The organism is Streptomyces californicus, assembly GCF_000717645.1.
GTDB classification, from domain to species: Bacteria; Actinomycetota; Actinomycetes; order Streptomycetales; family Streptomycetaceae; genus Streptomyces; species Streptomyces californicus.
On the sequence record NZ_JNZZ01000016.1, the window covers coordinates 149,735 to 166,979 of the forward strand.

General features: G+C 73.1%; 16 protein-coding genes. 3 read left to right on the plus strand and 13 right to left on the minus strand.

Annotated elements, in window-relative coordinates; all coding sequences use genetic code 11:
• Positions 1-39: 39 nt before the first annotated feature.
• From IF19_RS0121115 to IF19_RS0121125, 3 genes are all read right to left on the minus strand, one after another.
• A complete protein-coding gene (locus tag IF19_RS0121115; RefSeq protein ID WP_030116924.1) occupies positions 40-1,218 on the minus strand; it encodes an acyl-CoA dehydrogenase family protein in 1,179 nt (392 codons plus the stop codon).
• A 100-nt stretch (positions 1,219-1,318) separates the two neighbouring features.
• Positions 1,319-2,473, minus strand: a complete 1,155-nt coding sequence (locus IF19_RS0121120; RefSeq protein ID WP_030116923.1) for a methyltransferase — start codon at positions 2,471-2,473, stop codon at positions 1,319-1,321.
• Positions 2,474-2,598: 125 nt separating this feature from the next.
• Positions 2,599-2,811 (minus strand): hypothetical protein, encoded by a 213-nt coding sequence (locus tag IF19_RS0121125; protein WP_030116922.1) that lies wholly within the window; start codon positions 2,809-2,811, stop codon positions 2,599-2,601.
• Positions 2,812-2,970: 159 nt separating this feature from the next.
• Between IF19_RS0121125 and IF19_RS0121130 the strand changes: the two genes are divergently transcribed.
• Together IF19_RS0121130 and IF19_RS0121135 are read left to right on the plus strand one after the other, a co-directional pair.
• The gene (locus IF19_RS0121130; protein ID WP_030116921.1) at positions 2,971-3,522 is read left to right on the plus strand and encodes a GH25 family lysozyme; all 552 of its coding nucleotides are present in this window, start codon (positions 2,971-2,973) and stop codon (positions 3,520-3,522) included.
• A 264-nt stretch (positions 3,523-3,786) separates the two neighbouring features.
• A complete protein-coding gene (locus IF19_RS0121135) occupies positions 3,787-4,608 on the plus strand; it encodes an endonuclease I family protein (RefSeq protein WP_030116920.1) in 822 nt (273 codons plus the stop codon).
• Positions 4,609-4,611: 3 nt separating this feature from the next.
• Here the strand turns inward: IF19_RS0121135 and glsA are convergent, their stop codons facing one another.
• The 10 genes from glsA to IF19_RS0121185 all read right to left on the minus strand — a co-directional run bounded on the left by glsA (position 4,612) and on the right by IF19_RS0121185 (position 16,558).
• Entirely contained in the window at positions 4,612-5,955 is a 1,344-nt protein-coding gene (glsA, locus tag IF19_RS0121140; protein ID WP_030116919.1) for a glutaminase A, read from the minus strand.
• A gap of 34 nt (positions 5,956-5,989) precedes the next feature.
• A complete protein-coding gene (locus tag IF19_RS0121145) occupies positions 5,990-6,484 on the minus strand; it encodes a DUF1269 domain-containing protein (protein WP_030116918.1) in 495 nt (164 codons plus the stop codon).
• A gap of 147 nt (positions 6,485-6,631) precedes the next feature.
• Positions 6,632-7,591 (minus strand): D-2-hydroxyacid dehydrogenase family protein, encoded by a 960-nt coding sequence (locus IF19_RS0121150; protein WP_030116917.1) that lies wholly within the window; start codon positions 7,589-7,591, stop codon positions 6,632-6,634.
• A gap of 79 nt (positions 7,592-7,670) precedes the next feature.
• Positions 7,671-10,058 (minus strand): phosphoketolase family protein, encoded by a 2,388-nt coding sequence (locus IF19_RS0121155; protein WP_030276713.1) that lies wholly within the window; start codon positions 10,056-10,058, stop codon positions 7,671-7,673.
• Between the two features lie 43 nt (positions 10,059-10,101).
• The gene (locus IF19_RS0121160) at positions 10,102-11,514 is read right to left on the minus strand and encodes an NADP-dependent succinic semialdehyde dehydrogenase (RefSeq protein ID WP_030276715.1); all 1,413 of its coding nucleotides are present in this window, start codon (positions 11,512-11,514) and stop codon (positions 10,102-10,104) included.
• Positions 11,515-11,705: 191 nt separating this feature from the next.
• Positions 11,706-12,164 (minus strand): ATP-binding protein, encoded by a 459-nt coding sequence (locus IF19_RS0121165; protein WP_030116912.1) that lies wholly within the window; start codon positions 12,162-12,164, stop codon positions 11,706-11,708.
• A 178-nt stretch (positions 12,165-12,342) separates the two neighbouring features.
• A complete protein-coding gene (locus IF19_RS0121170; RefSeq protein ID WP_030116911.1) occupies positions 12,343-14,442 on the minus strand; it encodes a xanthine dehydrogenase family protein molybdopterin-binding subunit in 2,100 nt (699 codons plus the stop codon).
• Between the two features lie 87 nt (positions 14,443-14,529).
• Positions 14,530-15,531: an FAD binding domain-containing protein gene (locus IF19_RS0121175; RefSeq protein ID WP_030116910.1), complete on the minus strand. Its 1,002-nt coding sequence runs from the start codon at positions 15,529-15,531 to the stop codon at positions 14,530-14,532.
• The gene (locus IF19_RS0121180) at positions 15,528-16,091 is read right to left on the minus strand and encodes a (2Fe-2S)-binding protein (RefSeq protein WP_030116909.1); all 564 of its coding nucleotides are present in this window, start codon (positions 16,089-16,091) and stop codon (positions 15,528-15,530) included. Before IF19_RS0121180 ends, IF19_RS0121175 begins: the two co-directional genes overlap by 4 nt.
• Before the next feature lie 77 nt (positions 16,092-16,168).
• Positions 16,169-16,558: a hypothetical protein gene (locus IF19_RS0121185; RefSeq protein WP_030116908.1), complete on the minus strand. Its 390-nt coding sequence runs from the start codon at positions 16,556-16,558 to the stop codon at positions 16,169-16,171.
• A 229-nt stretch (positions 16,559-16,787) separates the two neighbouring features.
• On the opposite strand from IF19_RS0121185, the gene IF19_RS0121190 reads away from it, so the two are divergent.
• On the plus strand, positions 16,788-17,129 hold the full coding sequence (locus tag IF19_RS0121190; RefSeq protein WP_030116907.1) for a DUF6479 family protein: 342 nt from the start codon (positions 16,788-16,790) through the stop codon (positions 17,127-17,129).
• The last annotated feature ends 116 nt before the right edge of the window (positions 17,130-17,245 follow it).

The following is a 17,245-nucleotide window of genomic DNA, read 5'->3' on the forward strand; positions in this document are numbered from 1 at the left end:
CCCCGATCCGGCCGGCCCCGCGGAACGGCCCGCACCGGCTCACCGCCGCACGCGGGGCATCCCGAGCCCGATCCAGGCGATGATCTCGCGCTGGATCTCGTTGTTCCCGCCGCCGAAGGTGAAGATCACGGCGGAGCGGTAGCCGCGTTCCAGTTCGCCGTGGAGCACCGCGCCGGCCGAACCCTCCTTGAGGGCGCCCGCCGAGCCCACGACCTCCATCAGCCAGGCATAGGCGTCCCGGCGGGCCTCGGAGCCGTAGACCTTGACCGCCGAGGCGTCCTGGGGGGTGAGGGTGCCGTCCTGGACCGCGGTGACCATCTGCCAGTTGAGGAGCTTCATCGCGTCGAGGCGGGTGTGGGTGCGGGCGAGCAGGGCGCGGACCCAGCCGAGGTCGATGACCCGGCGTCCGTCGGCGAGCTCGGTGCCGGCCGCCCAGCGCTGGACGTCGCGCAGGGCGCGGATCGCCATCGTGCCGTGGGCGGCGAGGGTGACGCGTTCGTGGTTGAGCTGGTTGGTGATGAGGCGCCAGCCCTGGTTCTCCTCGCCCACGCGGTGGGAGACCGGGACGCGGATGTTCTCGTAGTGGCTGGCGGCCGTGTCGTGCGAGGCGAGGGTGTTGATCAGGGTGCAGGAGTAGCCGGGGTCGCCGGTGGGGACCAGGAGCATGGTGATGCCCTTGTGCGGCGGGGCGTCGGGGTCGGTGCGGACGGCGAGCCAGACCCAGTCGGCGGTGTCGCCGTTGGTCGTCCAGATCTTCTGGCCGTTGACGACGTACGTGTCGCCCTCGCGCACCGCCCGGGTCCTGAGAGCGGCCAGGTCGGTGCCCGCCTCCGGTTCGCTGTACCCGATGGCGAAGTCGATCTCCCCGGAGAGGATGCCGGGCAGGAAGCGGGCCTTCTGCTCCTCGGTGCCGAATCGCATGATCGTCGGGCCGACGGTGTTGAGCGCCATCAGCGGCAGCGGTACGCCGGCCTGGGCGGCCTCGTCGAAGAAGATGAACTGTTCCATCGGGGTCAGCCCCCGGCCGCCGTACTCCTCCGGCCAGCCCACCCCCAGCCAGCCGTCGGCGCCGAGCCTGCGGACCGTGTCGCGGTAGAAGCGCTTCTGGGCGGCGGGCTCGGCGTACCGGGCGTAGGCGTTGTCCGGCACCAGGGTCGCGAAGTAGGCGCGCAGTTCGGCTCGTAACCGTTGCTGCTCGGGTGTGTATGCGAGGTGCACGACCCCTCCAGAGTCTCGCTTCGGCGCCGTCCGTGTGCGGCGGCGCACAGAGTAGAACCTGTTGCAAGAATCTGGAAGGGCCGGGGCGCGCGGCGCCGTCTCAGCGCTTGACGGCCCGCAGGACCACGAACTTCGGATCGCCCGCGACCGTGGTGCAGTTGCCGAAGATCCGGCGGAGATGGGTGTGGTAGGAGAGGTGCCGGTTGCCCACGACCCACAGCTCGCCGCCCTGGCGCAGCGCCGTCCGCGCGCCCGTGAACATCGCGCGGGCGGTCGCGTCGGTGGTGGCCAGGTGCGAGTGGAAGGGCGGGTTGTTCAGCACCAGGTCCACGCTGCCGGGGGCCAGGTCCGTGAGCCCGTCGCCGACCAGGAAGTCCGCCTCCGCCCCGTCGGGGGCGCCGGCCCGGAAGGTCTCCTCGGCGGAGGCGACCGCCCCGTAGGACTCGTCGACGAACGTGATGTGCGCGTCGGGGTCGGCGAGGGCGGCGGAGAGCCCGAGGACGCCGTTGCCGCAGCCGAGGTCGACGATCCGGGCGGCCCCGCCCCGGGTGGGCAGGTGCTTCAGGAAGAAGCGGGTGCCGATGTCGAGGCGGTCCGCGCAGAAGATCCCGGCGTGGTTGACGACGGTGCGTCCGGAGGCGGGGCCCACGTCGGCGGGCAGCTCGTACCGGTACGGCCAGGGGCTCGGCGTACGCGGCAGGGCGGGGTCCGGGGTGGCGAAGATCAGGCGGGCCTTGCGGACCGCGAGGGAGGTGCGGGTCGGCCCGATGATCCGTTCGAAGAGCTTGAGCGTGGAGGTGTGGACCTCCTTGACCATGCCCGTGCCGATGACCACGGTGTCCGCGTGGACGGCGGGGGCGACGCGGTGGAGCTGGTCCTCCAGGAACGCCAGGGACTTGGGCACCCGGACGAGGAGGACGTCGATCCGGTCGGGCGGGGTGTCACGGGAGGACAGCAGACCCACCGCGTCGCGGTCGAGCCCGTTGCGGGCGAGGTTGGCGAGCGTGGCGCGCCGGCCCAGGTAGGAGTCGCCGATCTGCACCGGGCGGTGCGCGGCCAGGGCGGTGGCGAGCGCTCCCCACCGGTCCCCCACCACGGCGACGGTCCCCGAGAGGTCGACCGGGCCCGTTTCGGGGTCCGCCAGCTCCTGGAGCAGATAGGTGTCGGCGGCGTCCCACGCCTGGAAGGGGTCGCGCGGGTGCTCGGGGAAGCGGGCGAGTTCGAACGTGCCCTGCGGGGTCGTCAAGCGGTTCATAGGCCACTCAGGCTAGCCGAGGCGGCCGGAGGCGCCCCACACGCTCTCCGGCCGCCCGGCCGCCGTCACCTCGGCGTACGGCTCCGCCCGCCCGTCCGCCGGGTGGCTCCGGGCTTCGCGGGCCGTCAGGGCAGTTGCTTGTCGATGGCCGAGCGTCCTTCGTCGGCCAGCTTGCGGCGGGCCCATTCCAGGTTCTCCGGGGTCAGATCGCGTCCGGAGGCGAGTACCAGGTCCTCCGGGCTCGGCCGGTCGCTCGCGCCCGTGTGCAGGAGCCGGTCGGGCGTGACGCCGTCCGGTCCGGCCAGGGCCTCGGATACGGTTTCGGGCTCTTCGCTCATGCCGCCTCCTCGTCCTTGCGGCAATTCTCGCTCCCCCGGGACCCTGCCGCATCCGAGGAGGACACGGCCGCTACCCGGAAGAGTGAATCAGCCCTTGCGGGGCCCGGGGTGTGGGCAGGAGAGGGACGTTATCGCTCCCTTCCTCCCGAGGCGGTGCCCATGCTCCACGGTGTCGACGTCAGCGCCTATCAGCCCTCCTACGACACGGACGGTGTCGATTTCGTCCTGATCAAGTCCACCGAAGGCCGCACCTACGTCAATCCCCACCTGGACGCCCAGGTCAAGCGGGCCCGGGACGCCGACTGCGTCGTCGGCTTCTACCACTTCCTCTGGCCGGGGAACGTGTCGGAGCAGGTCGACCACTTCCTGGACAGGACGCCCGAGAAGGCGGGCGACCTGCTGGCGCTGGACTGGGAGCAGACCGGTGGCGGGACGCGCGCGAGCAACGCCGAGAAGGACCGTTTCATCAAGGCGGTGAAGAAGGAGCGCCCCGGCCACCGGGTCCTGCTCTACTGCAACCGCGCCTTCTGGCTGGGCCACGACACCACCGGTTACGCGGGCGACGGGCTGTGGATCGCCGACTACGTCGCCGCGGGCAAGCCCCGGATCGAGGCGGACTGGCGCATCCACCAGTACACCGACGACCCGCTCGACAGGAACGTCGCCGACTTCGGCTCCGTCCGGGCGCTGCGCGAGTGGGCCGCCGGATAGCCGTCGCCGAACGCCCGCCGGACGTCCCGCTCCGGCCGCCGGGACCGGCGGGACCGCCGGGGAGCCAGGGCTCCCCGGCCCCGGTTCCGGGGGCTCCGCCACCCCCAATCTTGACCTGCACATGATAGGTACACCGTGTTCACACGTGCGGCACGGTGCCTGTGGAAGGCTCCCGGCTGACCACCTACCGCACGGCCGCCGCGCGAGCACCCCGCACCGAGGGGGCCCGCTCGCGGCGTCCGCGTTACGGAGAGGACACCCCACATGTCCCGTCGTCTCTCGTTCTACGCGCGTCCACTCCTGGCCGCCGCAGCCGCCGTCACCGTCCTGTCGGGCACGGCCGCCGCAGCGCCGGTGGACACCCCGCCCGGCCGTCACACCGCCCTCGCCGCCGCCCTCGACGACACGTACTACCAGGACGCCGTCGGCAAGACCGGCGCCGAACTCAAGGCGGCCCTGCACACGATCATCAGCGACCAGACGAAGCTCTCCTACAGCCAGGTGTGGGACGCCCTCAAGGCCACCGACGAGGACCCCGCCGACTCCTCCAACGTCATCCTGCTGTACACCGGGCGCTCCCAGTCCAAGAACGACAACGGCGGGGGCTCGGGGCAGTGGAACCGGGAGCACGTCTGGGCCAAGTCGCACGGCGACTTCGGTACGGCGACCGGCCCGGGCACCGACATCCACCACCTGCGCCCCGAGGACGTGCAGGTCAACTCCACGCGCGGCAACAAGGACTTCGACAACGGCGGGAGCGAACTGGGCGACGCGCCCGGCAACTTCACCGACGGCGACTCCTTCGAGCCGCGCGACGAGGTCAAGGGCGACGTCGCCCGCATGATCCTCTACATGGCGGTCCGGTACGAGGGGAACGACTCCTTCGCCGACCTCGAACCCAACGACCAGGTGGACAACGGGTCCGCGCCGAGGATGGGCAAGCTCTCCGTCCTCAAGCAGTGGAGCCAGGAAGACCCGCCGGACTCCTTCGAGAAGCGCCGCAACGACGTCATATTCGAGCGGTTCCAGCACAACCGTAACCCCTTCGTCGACCACCCCGAGTGGGTCGGCTCCATCTGGCAGTAGAGGTCAGTCCTCACCGGCCAGGGCCCGCGCACGCCCCGCCACGGCATCCTCGCGGGTGGCGTGGCGGGGCAGGTCCCGGCCGGTCCGCTCCCGTACGGCGTCGACCGGCCCGAGCAGGTCCTTCGGGTCGACCACGGCCGCGCGCCGCCCGTCGGCGGTGAACCGGGCGAGTCCGTTGTGCAGCATCCCCCGGGCCACGGAGTCGATCGCGGTGACGTCGTGCAGGTCGAGCACGACCGGGCCGCCGTCAGGGCCGGACTCGTCCAGGGCGTACAGCACGCGTTCGGCGGCGGTGAAGTCGATGGCCCCCTGTGCGGCGACCACGCCGACCCTGCCGCGCAGCCCTCGCTCCCCCGAGGGCGCCGAGGGCAGGTCGTCGGCGGTGGTGACGAGGGTGACGGTGGAGCCGGGGAGCGCGGGGTTGAGCATGAGGTGGAGCCCGTACCGCCGCGACATCGCCTCCAGCGCCGCGTGGCCGCGCACCGAGCCGCCGGTCGCGTCCAGCGGCGGGCTGTACGTCGCCACCCCGAAGCGGGCCGGGCCCACCGCGATGAGCCCGCCCGAGACGCCGCTCTTGGCGGGCAGCCCCACGCGCAGGAGCCAGTCGCCGGAGCCGTCGTACATGCCGCAGGTCGCCATGACGGCGAGGACCCCGGCGGCGACCTCGGCGGAGACCACCCGCTCACGGGTCACCGGATTGACCCCGCCGTAGGCGAGGGTCGCGGCCATGGTGGCGAGGTCGACGGCGGTGACGCGGATCGCGCACTGGCGGAAGTAGCGGTCGACCGCCCGGACCGGGTCGACGGGCAGGGTGCCGGTGGAGCGGATCAGGTAGGCCAGGGCGCGGTTGCGGTCGCCGGTCGCCGATTCGGAGGCGAACACCTCCTCGTCCACGTCCAGTCCACGTCCGGCGAAGCGGCCCAGGCAGTGCAGGATCCGGTCGAAGGCGGGTTCGTCGGGGGTGTCGGGGACCAGGGCGGTGGTGACGATCGCGCCCGCGTTGACCATGGCGTTGGCGGGCCGGCCCGTACCGGGTTCCAGGCTGATGGCGTTGAACGCCTCGCCGCTCGGCTCGGCGCCCACCCAGCGGCTGACCTCGTCGAGGCCGAGCGCGGAGAGCGCGAGGGCGTAGACGAAGGGTTTGGAGACGGACTGGAGGGTGAAGGGGACCTCCGCCTCGCCCGCGCTGTAGCGGTGTCCGTCCATGCTCACCAGGGCCAGCCCGAAGGCGTCGGGGTCGGCGAGGGCGAGCTGGGGGATGTAGTCGGCCGGCCTCCCCTCCCGTACGGCCGCGAACCGTTCGCGCAGCCCGGCCAGCGAGTCGGTCACGGCGTCGGCGGCGCTCACCGGGCGGACCCCGTCGGACGGGGCGGCACGGCGCTCACGCCGCCTCGTCGCCGAAGACGTCGCGGAGCCTGGCCTCGCGCTCGGTGTCCAGGTTGCTGTGGAGGAGTTCGGCGCCGTCGCCGGGCAGCCGGGCGGCGATCCGCTCGGGCACCTCGTCCATGCTGAGGAGGAACAGCGCCGAGGTCCCCGGGGTCACCTTCTCCTTGACCTCGGCGATGAAGTCGTCGTCGATGCCGACGTCCGCGAGCTTCCCGCCGAGCGCTCCGGCGGCCGCCCCGACGGCCGCGCCCAGCAGCGGCATGAGGAAGATCAGTCCGAAGAGCATGCCCCAGAAGGTGCCGCTGAGGGCCCCGGCGCCGACGAGGTCGAGGAGCTGCTTCGTACGGGGCTTGGCCCGGTCGGCGGGCCAGCTGACCACCGCCGCGTCGAGGATCCTGATCAGCCCCTCCTTCTGGAGGGCCTTCAGCGTCTCCTCGGCGCTCTCCGCGCCCTCGGCCGTCGTGAACTTCCACACCGTGAGCGTGGACATCGCGCACCCTCCCGCACACCAGAGAGACAATTCGCTCATATTAGGACGAAAAGCCGAGCGGTGGCGTGTCGGCCGGGTGGAGTCCCGCGGTTCGCGGGCCGGGAAGGAGGCGTCGCGGCGGAGGCCGGGGCGGGACCGGGCCGCCCGTCAGCCGAGGCGGCGGACCGGCTGTCCGTCGAGGAACGCCCGGATGTCCTCCACCGCCTGCCCGTAGTACGTCTCGTAGTTGGCGCGGGACACATAGCCCAGGTGCGGGGTGGCCAGCAGCCCCGGGGCCGTACGCACCGGGTCGTCGGCGGGGAGCGGCTCGGTGTCGAACACGTCGGTCGCGGCGCCGGCGATCACCCCGTCGCGCAGGGCGGCGAGCAGGGCGTCCGTGTCGACGACGGCGGCCCTGGAGGTGTTGACCAGGTACGCGGTCGGGCGCATCCGGGCGAGTTCGGCGGCGCCGATCAGCCCCCGGGTCCGGTCGCCGAGGGCCAGGTGGACGGAGACGAAGTCGCTCGCGGCCAGCAGTTCGTCCCGGGACGCGGCGAGCCGCACCCCGACCTCGTCGGTCCGCTCCTTCGTGAGGTTCTGGCTCCAGGCCAGGACGTCCATGCCGAAGGCGAGGCCGATCCGCGCCACCCGGCCGCCGATCTTCCCGAGCCCCAGGAGTCCGAGCGTCCGTCCGTGCAGATCGGCCCCGAGCGTGGACTGCCAGCGCCCGCCCGTGCGCAGGGCCTCGTTCTCGGGGACGATCCCCCGGGCGAGGCCGAGCAGCAGGGCCCAGGTCAGCTCGACGGGCGGGGTGACGGAGCTGGCGGTGCCGCAGACGACGACGCCGTGCCGCCGGGCGGCGTCGAAGTCGATGGCGGAGTTACGCATGCCGGAGGCGACGAGCAGCCGCAACCGGGGCAGCCGGGCGAGCAGTTCGGCCGGGAACGGGACCCGCTCGCGCAGGGTCACCACGATGTCGTAGCCGGCCAGGGCGGCGGCCGCCTCGTCCACCGAGGCCAGGTGCTCGGTGAACGTCACGATCTCGACGTCGTCGGTCACGGGCGACCAGTCGGTCACGGTGGCGGACACCGACTGGAAGTCCTCGATGACGGCACAGCGCAGCTTCATGGCAGCCTCTCTCCGGCCCGGCAGGATCACCGTCCATGATCGCGCACCGCTCCCCCGCGTCCGCCAGGCCCGCGGCCGGTCAGCCGCCCCACGTCCACTCCGCGACCTCCGGCAGGTCCGTGCCGTGTTCGCGGATCCAGGCGTGGTGGCGGGTGCGGGCGTCCGCCATCTCCTGGCGCAGCGCGACGGCGCGGACGCCGAGGCCGGGCACCCGGTCGATGACGTCCATGACCAGCCGGTAGCGGTCGAGGTCGTTGCGGACGACCATGTCGAACGGGGTCGTCGTGGTGCCCTCCTCCTTGTAGCCGCGCACATGGAGGTGGGCGTGGCCGGCCCGGCGGTAGGCGAGCCGGTGGATCAGCCACGGGTAGCCGTGGTAGGCGAAGACGACCGGCCGCTCGCGGGTGAACAGGGCGTCGTACTCGGAGTCCGGCATGCCGTGCGGATGCTCCGTGTCGGGCATCAAGCGCGCGATGTCCACGATGTTCACCACTCGGACGGCGAGCTCCGGCAGGTGACGGCGGAGCAGATCGGCCGCGGCCAGGGTCTCCTGGGTGGGTACGTCCCCGGCGCAGGCGAGGACCACGTCCGGTTCCCGGGTGCCGTCCTCGGTGCCGGCCCACGGCCAGACCCCGGCGCCCCGTGCGCAGTGGGCGCGGGCCTCGTCGAGGGTGAGCCAGTCGAAGGTGGGCTGCTTGCCGGCGACGATCACGTTGACGTAGTCCCGGCTGCGCAGGGCGTGGTCGGCCGCCGAGAGCAGGGTGTTGGCGTCCGGCGGGAGGTAGACGCGGACGACCTCGGGGCTCTTGTTGAGGATGTGGTCGACGAAGCCGGGGTCCTGGTGCGAGAAGCCGTTGTGGTCCTGGCGCCACACGTGCGAGGTCAGCAGGTAGTTGAGTGAGGCGATGGGGCGCCGCCAGGGCAGCCGGCGTGAGGTGCGCAGCCATTTGATGTGCTGGTTGACCATGGAGTCGACGATGTGGGCGAACGCCTCGTAGCTGGAGAAGAGTCCGTGCCGCCCGGTGAGGAGGTAGCCCTCCAGCCAGCCCTGGCAGAGGTGTTCGGAGAGCACCTCCATCACGCGACCGTCGTGGGCGAGGTGTTCGTCGGTGGGCAGGGTTCCGGCCTGCCACGCCTTGCCGGTGGCGTGGTAGAGGGCGTCGAGCCGGTTGGAGGCGGTCTCGTCGGGGCCGACCACGCGGAAGTCCCTGCGCCCGGCGGTCGCGGCCATGACGCTCTCCAGGAGGCCGCCGAGCACCTTGGTCGGTTCGTGGAGGGCGGTGCCGGGCCGGTCGACGGGCACGGCGTGGTTCGCGAGATCGGGCAGCGGGAGGTCGCGCAGGAGCCGCCCGCCGTTGGCGTACGGGGTGGAGCCGAGGCGGGCCTCGCCCTCGGGCACACAGGCGAGGACCTGCGGGGTGGGGCGGCCTTCGCCGTCGAACAGTTCCTCCGGCCGGTAGGAGCGCAGCCAGGCTTCCAGTTGCCGCAGGTGCTCCGGGTTGTCGCGGACGCCGGAGAGCGGGACCTGGTGGGAGCGCCAGGTGTTCTCGACGGGGAGGCCGTCGACCTCCTCGGGTCCGGTCCAGCCCTTGGGGGTGCGCAGGACGATCATGGGCCAGGGGGGCCGTTCGGTGACGCCGTCCTCGCGTGCCGCCCGCTGGTGGGCGTCGACGCGGTCCAGGGCGGTGTCCATGGCGGCGGCGAGGGCGCGGTGGACGGCGGCCGGGTCGTCGCCGGTGACGAACAGCGGGTCGTGCCCGTAGCCGCGCAGCAGCCGGTCCAGTTCCTCCTCGGGGATCCGGGCCAGGACCGTCGGGTTGGCGATCTTGTAGCCGTTGAGGTGGAGGATCGGCAGGACGGCCCCGTCGTGGACCGGGTCGAGGAACTTGTTCGCGTGCCAGGACGCGGCGAGCGGCCCCGTCTCCGCCTCGCCGTCGCCGACCACGCAGGCGACGAGGAGGTCCGGGTGGTCGAAGGCGGCGCCGTAGGCGTGGGCGAGGGAGTAGCCGAGTTCGCCGCCCTCGTGGATGGAGCCGGGGGTCTCGGGTGCGACGTGGCTGGGCACGCCGCCGGGGAAGGAGAACTGCTGGAACAGCCGCCCCATGCCCGCCGCGTCGCGGCCGACGTCCGGATACGTGTCGGAGTAGCTGCCCTCCAGCCAGGAGTTGGCGAGGACGGCGGGGCCGCCGTGGCCGGGTCCCCAGACGCAGAGGGCGGACCGGCTGCGCCGCTTGATCACCCGGTTGAGGTGGGTGTGGACGAGATTGAGCCCCGGCGAGGTGCCCCAGTGGCCGAGCAGCCGCGGCTTGATGTCCTCGGGGACGAGCGGCCGGGTCAGCAGGGGGTTGTCCATCAGGTAGATCTGGCCGACGGCGAGGTAGTTGGACGCGCGCCAGTGCGCGTCGAGCGCGGCGACTTCGTCGTCGGTCAGGGAGGTGGGGGCGGAGGCGGTCGGGGTGTCGCTCACGGAGGAGGTCTCCTCGTCGGCCGACGGTGGGCGGGCCGGGTTCTCAGGACTCCTCGGGCCCGTACCAGAGGGTGGTGACGTTGCAGAACTCGCGGATGCCGTGGTCGGCCAGCTCGCGGCCGTAGCCCGAGCGCTTGACGCCGCCGAAGGGCAGGGCGGGGTGGGAGGCGGTCATCCCGTTGAAGAAGACTCCGCCGGCCTCCAGGTCGCGGGCGCAGCGCTCCTGTTCGCCGGCGTCGCGGGTCCAGACGTTGGAGCTGAGGCCGAAGGGGGTGTCGTTGGCCAGGTGGACCGCCTCGTCCAGGTCGGCGACCCGGTGGAGGGTGGCGACGGGGCCGAAGGTCTCCTCCTGGTGGATGCGCATGGCGGTGGTGATGCCGGCGAGCACGGTGGGCTCGTAGAACCAGCCGTTCTCCAGGCCGCCGCCGAGCTTGTCGGGCCGCCGTGCGCCGCACAGCACCTCCGCGCCGCGTTCGACGGCGTCGTCGACGAGTTCCTCCAGGTCGGTGCGGCCCTGCTCGGTGGAGAGCGGGCCGACGTCGGTGCCCTCCTCCAGCGGATCGCCGACGGTCAGGGCCCGCATGCCCTCGGTGAACCGTTCGGCGAACTCGTCGTACACGTCGGCGTGGACGATGAACCGCTTGGCGGCGATGCAGGACTGCCCGTTGTTCTGGACGCGTGCGGTGACGGCGGTGGCGGCGGCCTTCGCGACGTCGGCGGAGGGCAGGACGATGTAGGGGTCGCTGCCGCCGAGTTCCAGCACGGTCTTCTTGACCTCGTCGGCGGCGGTGGCGGCGACGGAGCGGCCCGCCGGCTCGCTGCCGGTGAGCGTGGCGGCGGCGACGCGCGGGTCGCGCAGGACGGCCTCGACGTCGCCCGAGCCGATCAGCAGCGTACGGAAGCAGCCGGCGGGGAAGCCCGCCCGGTGGAAGAGGTCCTCCAGGTACAGCGCGGTCTGCGGGACGTTGGAGGCGTGCTTGAGCAGTCCGACGTTGCCCGCCATGAGCGCGGGGGCGGCGAAGCGCACGACCTGCCAGAGCGGGAAGTTCCACGGCATCACGGCGAGGACGACGCCGAGCGGCCGGTAGCGGACCAGCGCGCGGGAGGCGCCCGAGTCGTGGACGTCGTCGGCATCCGGGTGCTCGTCCGCGAGCAGCCCCTCGGCGCGGGCGGCGTACCAGCGCATCGCCTTGGCGCACTTGGCCGCCTCCGCGCGGGCCGCCGCGATGGGCTTGCCCATCTCGACGGTCATGGTGCGGGCGATGGTGTCGCGGTCCTCGTCGAGGAGGTCGGCGGCCCGGTTCAGCCAGGCCGCGCGCTGTTCGAAGGGGGTGGTGCGGTACTGGCGGAAGGTCTCCGCGGCGGCGGTGATCCTGCGTTCGGTCTCATCGTCGCCGAAGGCGTCGAACGTCCTGATCAGTTCGCCGTTCGCGGGGTTGACCGTCGCGATGGGCATGGCAGTGGCCTCCTTGCATCGGTACTCCGACCGTGCCGCGCCGCACCGGTGTGCGCAACGCGGCCCGTTCCTCCTCCGCACGTACCCGGCCGGCGCGGATCATGCCTGCCGGGGGCGCCCCGCCTGTGCGGCGGGGGCTTCCGGGGCACGTTCCGCGCCGGCCGGTGGTGCCGGACCGCCCCTCCGGGCGGTCAGACGAGCGCCGGGAGCGGAAGCTCGCGCGCGGTGCGGACGCCGGGGAGCGGCGCGTACGGGAGCAGTCCCGCCGTCCGGGGCGCCTCGGCGTAGCGGGTGAACCAGACCACCTTGCCGTCCGCGGTCCGGCAGGTGCCCCAGCTGTCGCTGAGGGCCATCACCCGGCTGAGTCCGCCGCCGGACGGCAGCAGCCGGGGCATGCGGGTGCTGTCGTCCGCCACGGACACGGTCACGCGCCGCCCGGTCCAGCGGAGTTCGACGACGCAGGCGTTGTCGTCGCCGACGTGCCGGTGGACGTTGGCCAGGAGTTCGTCCAGGGCCCGGCCGACGGGCCGGACGTGCAGGTCGAGGCTCCAGTGGCGCAGGTGTGCGGCGACGATCCGCCGCACACGCGGAACGCGTTCGGCCCACACCTGCAGTTCGACCGAGCGGTGCCGGTCGAGTGGAACGGTCATCGTCGAGGCTCCTCATCACAAGGCCCACGTGCTCCCCGCCGTACGTCACCCCGTCGCACGAACGACCCCCGAACACGAAGCGTGAGCACTGGTCGCTTCTGGGTCACTCATCAGGGTGAGCGCGGTACGCCGGACGCGCAACAGCTGGGCCGTCCGTGCTGGTGGGAGGGGTGCCCGGTCACAGGAGGTAGGGCAGCAGGGCGTCCGGGGTGAGGGGCAGTTCGCGCAGCCGGGCGCCGGTGGCGTGACGGACCGCGTTCCCGATGGCGGCGGCGGTGCCGACGATCCCGATCTCCCCGATGCCCTTGCTCCCCATCGGGTTGAGGTGGCGGTCGTCCTCCTCGATCCAGTGCGCCTGGATGTCGGCCGTGTCGGCGCAGACGGGCACGTGGTAGGCGGCGAGGTCCTTGGCGGTGAAGTCGCCGAAGACCGGGTCGGTGCCGCAGCCCTCGGTGAGGGCCATGCCGATGCCCATGACCATGCCGCCGGTGAACTGGGAGCGGGCGGTGCGCTCGTTCAGGATGCGTCCTGCGGCGTAGACCCCGAGGAGGCGGCGTACGCGCACCTCGCCGGTGACGGCGTCGACGGCGGTCTCGGCGAAGTGGGCTCCGAAGGCGTGGCGGGCGTAAGGGGACTCCTCGCCTGCCTCCCGCTCGGTGTCGGCGGTGGTGGTGATGCCCTCGGGCGGCAGGGGCCCGGTGTGCTCCGCGAGCCGGGCGGCGAGATCGGTGGCGGCCCGGTGCACGGCCCAGCCCCAGGAGGCGGTGCCGGAGGAGCCCCCGGCCAGCGGGGCGGCGGGCAGCTCGGTGGAGCCGATGTCGATCCGGACGGTCTCGGGGGCGACGCCGAGCGCGTCGGCGGCGATCTGGGCGAGCACGGTGCGCGCCCCGGTGCCGATGTCGGTGGCGTTGACCCGGATGTGCGGGGAGCCGTCCGGTGCGGCGTGGGCGCTCGCGGTGGACGGGGAGACGAGGACGGGGTAGGTGGCGGAGGCCACCCCCGTGCCGATGAGCCACCGGCCCTCCTGGCGCGCGGCGGGGCGCGGGTCGCGGTCGTGCCAGCCGAACCGTGCCGCGCCCTCGCGCAGACAGGCGGCGAGGCCCCGGCTGCTGAAGGGGCGGCCGCTGTCCGGTTCGGTCTGCGGGTCGTTGCGCAGCCGCAGCTCCACGGGGTCCAGGCCGAGCGCGGAGGCGAGTTCGTCCATGGCGGACTCCAGCGCGTACATCCCCGACGCCTCCCCGGGGGCGCGCATCCAGGAGGGGCTGGGGACGTCGAGGGCGACCACCCGGTGGCCGGTGCGGCTGTTCGGCGAGGCGTACATGACGCGGGCGGGCACGGCGGCCTGCTCGACGAACTCCTTGACCGTGGAGGTCCGGGTGACCACCTCGTGGCTGACGGCGGTGAGCGTGCCGTCCTCGTCGGCGCCGAGCCGGACCCGCTGGATGGTGGGGGCCCGGTGTCCGACGACCTCCGCGAGCTGGGCGCGGGGGAAGCCGAGCTTGACGGGTCGGCCGGTGTGCCGGGCGGCCATCGCGGCCAGCACCGCTTGCGGGCGGGTGGTGCCCTTGGAGCCGAAGCCGCCGCCGACGTGCTCGGAGACCACGGTGATCCGGTCCGGGTCGAGCCCGAACGCCTGGGCCAGGCTCTCGCGGACCTTGGTGGCGCCCTGGCTGGAGTCGTGGACGGTGAGGTGGCCGTCCTCCCAGACGGCGGTGGCGGCGTGCGGTTCCATGGGGTGGTTGTGCAGTGCGCTCATCCGGTACGTGGCGTCCACCTGGACGTGCGAGGCGGCCAGGGCCCTCTCCACGTCGCCCCGCACCCGGAGGGCGGGTTCGCCGCCGTTGGCCTCGTCGGGCGTGTAGAGGCCGGGGTGGTCCTCGGTGAGGGTGACGTCGTGGGGGTCGCGCTCGTACTCGATGTGCAGGGCCCCGGCCCCGGTACGGGCCGCTTCGAGGCTGTCGGCGAGCACGAGGGCGATCGGCCAGCCGTGGTGCGGGACCCTGTCGTCCTGGAGCACCGCGAGGATCGGGTCGTCGGGCTCCCGCAGCGCGGGCGCGTTGTCGTGGGTGAGGACGGAGTGGACGCCCGGTACGGCGAGGGCGTCCACGGCCCGTACGGCGGTGACGCGTCCGGCCGCGATGGTGGCCGGAACGGTCCAGGCGTACAGGCATCCGGCGGGGGTGCGGTCGAGCGCGTAGCGGGCGGTTCCGGTGACCTTGTCCCGGGCCTCTCTGCGGACGACGGGCGCACCGGGGAACTGCGGGGCTTGCGTGGTCATGGCGTTGGGTCCTCGGGGTCGGCGGGGCCTGCGGCGCGTACGACGGCGCGTCGCGCGGGCTGGGTGCGGGGGTGGCGGTGGGCGCGTTCAGGCGGTGGGCGCGGGGCGGCGTTCGGCGAGTTCGCCGAGCACGTCGAGGGCGAGGCGGAGCGCCAGGTCCACCTTGAAGGCGTTGTCGCTCAGCGGCCGCGCCTCGGCCAGTTCCGCGATCACCGCGTGCTGGAAGGCGGCGGGGGTCGCCGGGGCGTCACGCAGCTCCGCCTCGGCGCGGCGCGCCCGCCACGGCCGGGGGGCGACGCCGCCGAACGCCAGGGTGGCGTGTTCCACCCGGCCGTCCGCCACGCGGAGGGTGGCGGCGACGGAGACGAGCGCGAAGGCGTAGCTGGCCCGGTCGCGGGCCTTGCGGTAGCGGGAGGCAGCGCCGGGCGCCGGCGGCGGGAGCACCACCTCGGTGATCAGCTCGCCGGGCCGGATCACGGTGTCCTGGTCGGGGTTCTCCCCCGGCAGGCGGTGGAACTCGGCGACGGGGACGGTCCGTTCGCCCTCGGGTCCGACGAGCACCACGGTCGCGTCGAGCGCGGCGAGGGCCACGGCCATGTCGGACGGGTTGGTCGCCACGCACTCGGGTGAGTACCCGAGGATCGCGAGGTCCCGGTTGGATCCCTCGTACGCGGGGCAGCCGGAGCCGGGCACGCGTTTGTTGCAGGGCTTGGAGACGTCCTGGAAGTAGCGGCACCGGGTGCGCTGGAGCAGGTTGCCGCCGGTGGTGGCGGCGTTGCGGAGCTGGCCCGACGCCCCGGCGAGCAGCGCCTGGGAGAGTGCGGGGTAGCCGCCCGTCACGTCGGGGTGGGCGGCGAGGTCGCTGTTGCGGACGGTGGCGCCGATGCTCAGACCGCCCTCGGCCGTCCGGGCCACCCGGTCCAGCGGCAGTCCGGCGATGTCGATGAGGGCGCCGGGCGTCTCCACGCCGAGCTTCATCAGGTCGACCAGGTTGGTGCCGCCGCCCAGGAAGCGGGCGGCGGGGTCGGCGGCGCGGAGCCGGACGGCCTCGTCGGTGGAGGCGGGGCGCACATAGCCGAACGGTTTCACGCGATCACGTCCTCGATGGCTTCGACGATCCGGGGGTAGGCCCCGCACCGGCAGAGGTTGCCGCTCATCCGCTCCCGGATCTCCTCGGCGTCCAGCGCGACCGCTCCGGCCGCCGCGGTGTCCGGCTCCGTGGCGTGGGAGGGCGCGCCGTCGGCGGCTTCGCGGAGCATGCCCACGGCCGAGCAGATCTGGCCCGGGGTGCAGAAGCCGCACTGGAGGGCGTCCCGCTCGATGAAGGCGCGCTGCAGCGGATGCAGTTCCTCGCCGTCGGCGAGCCCTTCCACGGTGGTGATCGCCGAGCCGTTCCGGGCGACGGTGAGCTGCAGGCAGCTGTTGACCCGTCGGCCGTCGACCAGGACCGTGCAGGCTCCGCACTGGCCGTGGTCGCAGCCCTTCTTGGCTCCGGTGAGCCCGAAGTCCTCACGCAGGGTCTCCAGGAGCGTGCTGCGGTGGTCGACGGTCAGCGACGTTTCCTCGCCGTTGACGCGCAGCGTCACGGCGGAGCGCCGGTCGAGGACCGGTTCGGGTTCGAGTTCCGCTCCGAGAGCGAGGGAGTCCATGGGCGCGCCTTTCGCTTCGCCGCCGGGCGGGGTCCCGCCCGGCGGCCGTGGTGCCGGTCGTGTCCTCGTACGGGGCGTCAGCGGTTCTCCAGCCGCAGCCGGACCTCCTGCTCCTGGTCCCCGGCGGCCGTGCCGACGACGCTCACCGCGAAGGCGCCGCCCAGGTGGGTGCGCAGCCGGTCCACGGCCCGGTAGCCGCCCTGGGCCTCCACCGTGACCGGTGCGGTGAGCCGGGCCGGGCCGGCCCCGGTGCTCGGCTCGGTCACGTCGACGGTGGTGACCCAGACGTCCGGCCGGGGCCCGGCGGAGGCTTCGGGGGTCTCGCCCATCGGGTGGTCGGAGGCGAACGCGGCGGTGAGCACGTCGAACACGGTCCGCGCGTCCTGTGCGTCGCAGCGGCTGAGCGAGACCACCACCTCCCGGTCCGCCGGGTGGTCGTCGCCGTGCTGGTCGGGGGTGCTGTTCACCGTGGTTCCTTCCGCTGGGTCGCCGGCTTTCGGGGCCCCTCCAGGCTCACCCCGTGCCCCGCCGACGGCGACACGAAAGGCGTCCGAAAGGGGCCTTGATCTCCCGGAGGGCGGGCAGGAGGGCTGTTCCGGCCTCCGGCTCTGAAACGCGTTTCCCCTGAGATACCCATAAAACATGAATTGCTGTGAACAGCCGACTGATGACCATCCGGCGGGGTATGCGCTAGACATGGATGTTCTCAACGCAGTCAATGCGGCCGAATTTCCGGTCGCGGCCCCGCTCGCGGACGGCACGGGGGCCCTCGGGGTCGTCCTGCCCGTCGTGGCGCTGGCCGTCGTCGCCCTGCTGATCGGCGGTTTCATCCTCAGCAAGCGCAAGCACGACGCCGAGCCGCCCCCGCCGAAGCCGCACGAGCAGCCGGAGAGGCCGGAGCAGCGCACGCACATCGAGCAGCACGAGCCGCACTCCTCCGACCGGTTCCCCGAGGACGGCCACGCCCTGTCCCCGTACGAGCTGAAGGACCACGGCAACGGTCCGCTCCCGCCCGACGAGGAGCGGCCGCGCGGCTGATCGGACCGGCTCGCGACGGCCGCCCACGCGGTCGCCGGCCCGTCTCGACGAGCCTTCCTCGACATCGCGAAGTCCCTCCCCGGAGCGCACCGGGGAGGGACTTCGCGTTTGCGGGA